This is a genomic window from Clostridium gallinarum, assembly GCF_014836325.1.
In the GTDB taxonomy this organism is placed as follows: Bacteria; Bacillota; Clostridia; order Clostridiales; family Clostridiaceae; genus Clostridium; species Clostridium gallinarum.
In genome coordinates, this window is the sequence record NZ_JACSQZ010000099.1 from 1 (window position 1) to 5,553 (window position 5,553).

Below are 5,553 nucleotides of genomic sequence, written 5' to 3' on the forward strand. Positions count from 1 at the left end.
AATTTTTGTAAATATTATAATATTTAAATGTTATTTTTGTTATTTAACTTTTTAACATTTTTCATCATTAATTAAGTTCTCTATAAATCTATAAAATCATATCTTACTCTTAATAATATTAATAAACTTAATTGACACTCTATGCAGAATACTTAAAGTAATAAAATATGATAACATTATTATAAAACTATACTGTTTTATTTTTTTTACTTCAATCCAAAATGATAAATAATAACCAAGTGGATAGGTCCCCCACAATAAGAAAGGATTTTCTATCTTAAACTTATAACCCCAAAATTTTGAATTTATAGACATTTTTATACACATAATCATCATAATTAACAAATATATATTTAAAACTTTATTTTCTACTTTAAATAATATAGCTAAGATTAAAAATAAAATGGTGCAAATCACCAACTGCTTTATTGTAAAATTCGGATGTAATATTTCTACAATAAGTAGAGGATCTTTATTAGATGGATGAAAAATTAATATTACACTAGAAATAACAAAGATACTTAGGTGTATTATTGCAATTTTAAGGAAATTTTCTTCAAATTTAATTTTTTTCAAATCATTACCCCTTTTCACTTTCCAATTTATGGTGTAATTAAAAATATAAAATATATGGATATTAACATGTTTTATTTTGTTGATACATGGAGACTAGCTAATATTGAAAGAATAATTATAATAATTAAAATAGGATATATCTTTAATTTATAAAAAATCATACTATCATATAGTGTTACGTACTTGTTCTTAGGATACCATTCTTTAACATCAAAACTGACTTCATTAAATCTTGAATAACCTTCTTTAAATTCTCCATAAACAACAAATTCACTATATGAAGGAATTCCCTGCCTAAATGTTGATATACTTTTAAATGGAGTATTTCCAATTAAATTTACAGTATCTCTTGAAATAGTTTTGTCAGGTAAAGTGTCTAGAAATCTATCTAAATGTTCTTGTCCATCAATAACTTTAGGCCCACCACTCCACTCATGGCATTTAATCTCTAGTCTTATTAAATTATCATATTCATATCTATCTCTTTCTGGCATTTTATAGGGTAAAAAAGGGATTGCAATTAAAATAATTAAAATAATAATTAATAAGAATTTTAATTTATATAATTTCATAGCTACTTCCTCCCCCAATTCTTATTTAATATTATATCACATTTAAATTTATTTTTTAAAAGTTCTGTTCTAACACCCAGCCTCTAACTTATAAAAAGAAGCTACTACTAGTGGAAATATATTTACACTATATAGTTTTGTGGGTATGCTTCTTATTTGAATTGCAAAGAATATCTAGTAATTATTATACTAATAACAGTAAAGTAAAAGCTTATTTTTCAAATGTAAATCTTGTTGCTTATAATCTTGATACATTTAGAATCCATTTCTTTTTCCATATGGAAATGATTGAAGTGATTTAGATTTCCTTATTTTATTAATATGACTAGTGATAGTTGAGGTTTAATATTTTATAAACTATAACTATTCTAATTTCGCTAAATGGAATTTTCACGAAAAAATAAAAATTTACGGTTTTAAGCCATTTGTAGGCTATTAAATTAATAAAAATCATAGTTTTTGGTTTACTATAAATAAGCTTATATAAAAAAGATACTATTTCTTAATCAATATTTCGAAATAGTATCTTTTCATATCTAAAATAGAAAAATAAATATTATTCTATTTAATTATTGTTATATCCTTAGGAACAGAGTTTAAAACTTCACATCCATCTTTAGTAACTAAAACTAAATCTTCAATTCTTACTCCAAAATCATCTTTTAAGTATATTCCTGGCTCGATAGAGAATATCATTCCTGCCTTAACCTCTTCATGGTTTGTTGAACTCACATCTCCAAAGTCATGATCTTCTATTCCTATACTGTGTCCTGTTCTATGAGTAAAATACTCACCATATCCTGCATTTTCAATATAATCTCTTGCAGCTTTATCTATTTCAGAGAACTTAACACCTTCTTTAACTTTTCTTATAGCACTTAGGTTTGCTTCCTTAACTATATTATAAATTTTTGCGTGTTTTTCATTTGGTTCTTCACCAAAGAATACAGTCCTAGTCATATCAGAGCAATAAGAATTATAAACTCCTCCAATATCTATAACTATGCTATGTCCTTTCTTTATAGGAGTTTTATCTGAATGATGATGAGGATCAGCTCCATTTGGACTAACTGCAATTATAGGAGGGAATGAAAATTCATTTACTCCATGCTTTTCATAAATTTCAGCTAATAGACTAGCGTAATATTTTTCTGTTTGACCTTCCTTTAAGTTATCCCAAACTTCAAGCATAACCTTATCATTTATTTCTGATGATTTTTTCATTAATGCTATTTCTTCAGCATCCTTTATCATTCTTAATCTATCTATAATTGGAGATCCATTAACAAAAGCCTTTGCTCCATTATTGTTCATTAATTTAATTAAGAAATGTGCCGGCCAATTTTTATCCACAGCTAAAGGTTTTTCTTTCTCCACAACTGTGCATAATATTTGTATTGGATCCTCAATATCTGTGTACCAAATTAAGTCTACACCTAAATCTTCGTAAACTGGGAATAACTTATTAACAATAAGCTTATGATTTCCATTAGTATTTAAATATAAAGCCACCATTCTTTCTCCTGGCGAAAACCACTTTCCTGTTAAGTAAAATATAGCAGGTGGTGATGATACTATCATTTGATTTAAACCTTGCTTTGACATTTCTTTTAATACGTTATTTACTCTATTTGTCTTCATATAATTCACCTCTGTTTTATATAATATATCTATAATATACCTCATGAATAAAATAATATCTATTTATATCAATAATTTATAGTGATATAATTAAATATATTTATTTAGGAGGATTTACTATGAAGATAGCTGCAATTTCAGATATACACGGAAATATTTATTCACTAATGAAGGTTTTAGAAGATATAGATGAACAGAAAGTAGATTTAACAGTTTGCCTTGGCGACTTAGTAGGTTATGGTCCTCATCCAAATGAAGTTGTTGCTTTGATTAAAAGAAGAGAAATTCCTTGTATAAAAGGTAATTATGATGCTTCAGTTGTTGATGGAGACTTTACTTTTATAAGAAATACATCTATTAATTCATTTTCACTACCTTGGGCTTCTGAAGAAGTTAGAGCTTCAAATAAGTTTTATTTATCTCAGCTACCTACAGAATTAAATTATGATATTAACGGAGTAAAAATTAAGTTTACTCATGGTAGTCCAAATGCAATAAATGAATATTTATTTGAAGGTGCTGAAAATACAAAGAATGTAATGGAATCATTAGAAGAAGATATCTTGGTATGTGCTCATACTCATATACCTTCTTACAAAAAATTTGGTGATAAAACATTCATAAATACAGGAAGTGTTGGTAAACCTAAAATAGGAAGTCCAAATGCTACTTATGTATTAATTGAAATAAAAGAAGATAAAACTGTTAATGTTAAAGTTAGAGAATTAGAATATGAATATAAAAGAATTGTTAAAGATGCTCAAATGTTAAAGTTCCCTGGACAACTTGTATCATCTTATGAAAGTGGAACTGAATAAAAAATCCCTTAAAAGTTATTAATATCCTCCTTCTGAATATTAAAACTACTTGCTAACTTCTTTTAATAAATCAGAAGGAGAACACTATTATTTTATAAAACTATATTTTAACTATAAAGCCTCTCTTTTTATTTCTAGAAGCTCTTTTATTTACTCTTTCATCATATGCTATACGAATTAATTCTATTTGTTCAACTGGCATCTCACATCCACTAAGAATTATTATATTAAAATCATTATTATATGTAACATATGTGCTATTAAAAACCTCTATACTTTTAGTTAAATCCTTAACCACATAACTATTTTCTTTTATATTTATTCCTAAATAATCACATTCATATATATTGTTTTGTGCAAATATACTGTTTTCTATAGCTAAATCTAATGCCGCTTTTCCATCTTTCATTCCATCATGTAATTTTAAAATAACACTTGATCCTATTGCTGAGTTAATTCTTAAAGAATCGTTTATATCTATACTACCATCACGGTGTGTTCCCATAATATTAAATGATAAGTTTAATAAAGATGCAGCTTCTGAATTTACTTCATTATATGTTTCACGTTTATTATTATCTATAAATTTAATATCATTTATTAAATCTATTACTTCATTTATGTCATTCCAACATTCTAATGTGTTTTTGAATGAAAGTTCATCCTCAGATAAACTTGGCATAATTGCAACTAAATTTATTATAGCATTTGGAAAAGTTTTATTTGTAATTTCTATAAAAGTTTTTAGTGAACCTGAGCCTGTCCCACCTGCCATACTAGTTAAGATAACAATAACCTCTGATTGAGGGTACTTAATTAAGGTTTCAGAGATAGAGTTTCTGTTTTCTTCTATTAAATTTCTACCCTTCATTCTATCCCTTCCAGATCCACCTGAACCAGGATATATGTATACATTTTTATTTATTGTTGCATTTTTAAGAGGGCTAATATCCAAAATGCTACTATTAATAAATAAGCTATTATAGTTTTTATCTTTTGACAAAATACCATCTAATATATTGCCACCACCTTGACCTAATGCAACTAATAACATTTTACTTTTATCCATAATACTCTCCTATTCGTTTATAATTTATTTTAACCTATTTAAAGTTATGATATATTTATTATATATTAATTTACATATATTCACTAGGAGGTAATAAAAAATGTCTGAAAATAAAATAAAGAAAAGGCGAGGAAGAATTTTATATTATTCGCTAGATCAAGTAGCAACACTATTAGATATTGACGAATCCAAAGTAAAGTATTACATTAATTTATTCTCTCAATATGTTAAATTAGAAATTATAAATAAACAAGCTAGACTCCATGAAAAAGAAATATTAAAATTAGAATTTTTAATTGATCTTCATTCTAAAGGAATTTCTAATAAGCAAGCTGAAGAATATTTTAATAATATGGCTTTTGATGATTTTGATTCTAAATTTGATACCATTATAGATCCTCCATCTTATGAAGAGCTTTTAAACTCTATAAAAAATATAGAACATATAGTTTCATTACAAAATAAAAACAATATAAATGAATCTTACATAAATATTCTAAATGAAATATCAGGTATAAAGGAAAGTTTAAATTTAACTAAGGATATTAATAACTTAATAGAAAAATTAGGAAAAACTAATAATGAAACAATAAAAACAATAACTGAATTAGCAGATAATAAAAATAATGAGTTAATAGATAAAATTACAAATCTAATAAAAACTGCAGATGAAAATAGATCTAATAAAGACATAGCATTTATAAACGAAGTCAAAAAAAATATAAGTATCTTAACTTCAGCATATAATATCCAATCAGAAATGATTGCTGAACAAAAAGAAAATAATTTCAAATTAAATTTAATAAATAAGATAACTAATTTTTTTAAATCTAAAAATACAAATAAGGTATTATAATAATATATTTTTACATAAGGC

Annotated in this window: 6 protein-coding genes; 2 read left to right on the forward strand and 4 right to left on the reverse strand. The window is 25.2% G+C overall.

What is annotated here, in order from left to right:
• Positions 1 to 96: 96 nt before the first annotated feature.
• The 3 genes from H9660_RS15620 to H9660_RS15630 all read right to left on the reverse strand — a co-directional run bounded on the left by H9660_RS15620 (position 97) and on the right by H9660_RS15630 (position 2,789).
• Complete coding sequence (locus H9660_RS15620; protein WP_066889676.1) at positions 97 to 576, reverse strand: hypothetical protein; 480 nt, start codon at positions 574 to 576, stop codon at positions 97 to 99.
• 71 nt (positions 577 to 647) lie between these two features.
• Positions 648 to 1,148, reverse strand: coding sequence for a hypothetical protein (locus H9660_RS15625; RefSeq protein WP_191751299.1), 501 nt, complete (start codon positions 1,146 to 1,148; stop codon positions 648 to 650).
• Between the two features lie 561 nt (positions 1,149 to 1,709).
• The gene (locus tag H9660_RS15630; RefSeq protein ID WP_191751300.1) at positions 1,710 to 2,789 is read right to left on the reverse strand and encodes a M24 family metallopeptidase; all 1,080 of its coding nucleotides are present in this window, start codon (positions 2,787 to 2,789) and stop codon (positions 1,710 to 1,712) included.
• A 119-nt stretch (positions 2,790 to 2,908) separates the two neighbouring features.
• On the opposite strand from H9660_RS15630, the gene H9660_RS15635 reads away from it, so the two are divergent.
• Positions 2,909 to 3,607, forward strand: coding sequence for a metallophosphoesterase family protein (locus tag H9660_RS15635; protein WP_191751301.1), 699 nt, complete (start codon positions 2,909 to 2,911; stop codon positions 3,605 to 3,607).
• A gap of 100 nt (positions 3,608 to 3,707) precedes the next feature.
• Here the strand turns inward: H9660_RS15635 and H9660_RS15640 are convergent, their stop codons facing one another.
• Positions 3,708 to 4,676 carry a tubulin-like doman-containing protein gene (locus H9660_RS15640; RefSeq protein WP_191751302.1) on the reverse strand — a complete coding sequence of 323 codons (969 nt, stop codon included), beginning with the start codon at positions 4,674 to 4,676 and terminating at the stop codon, positions 3,708 to 3,710.
• Positions 4,677 to 4,776: 100 nt separating this feature from the next.
• Between H9660_RS15640 and H9660_RS15645 the strand changes: the two genes are divergently transcribed.
• Positions 4,777 to 5,532, forward strand: a complete 756-nt coding sequence (locus H9660_RS15645) for a hypothetical protein (protein ID WP_191751303.1) — start codon at positions 4,777 to 4,779, stop codon at positions 5,530 to 5,532.
• Positions 5,533 to 5,553: the final 21 nt, after the last annotated feature.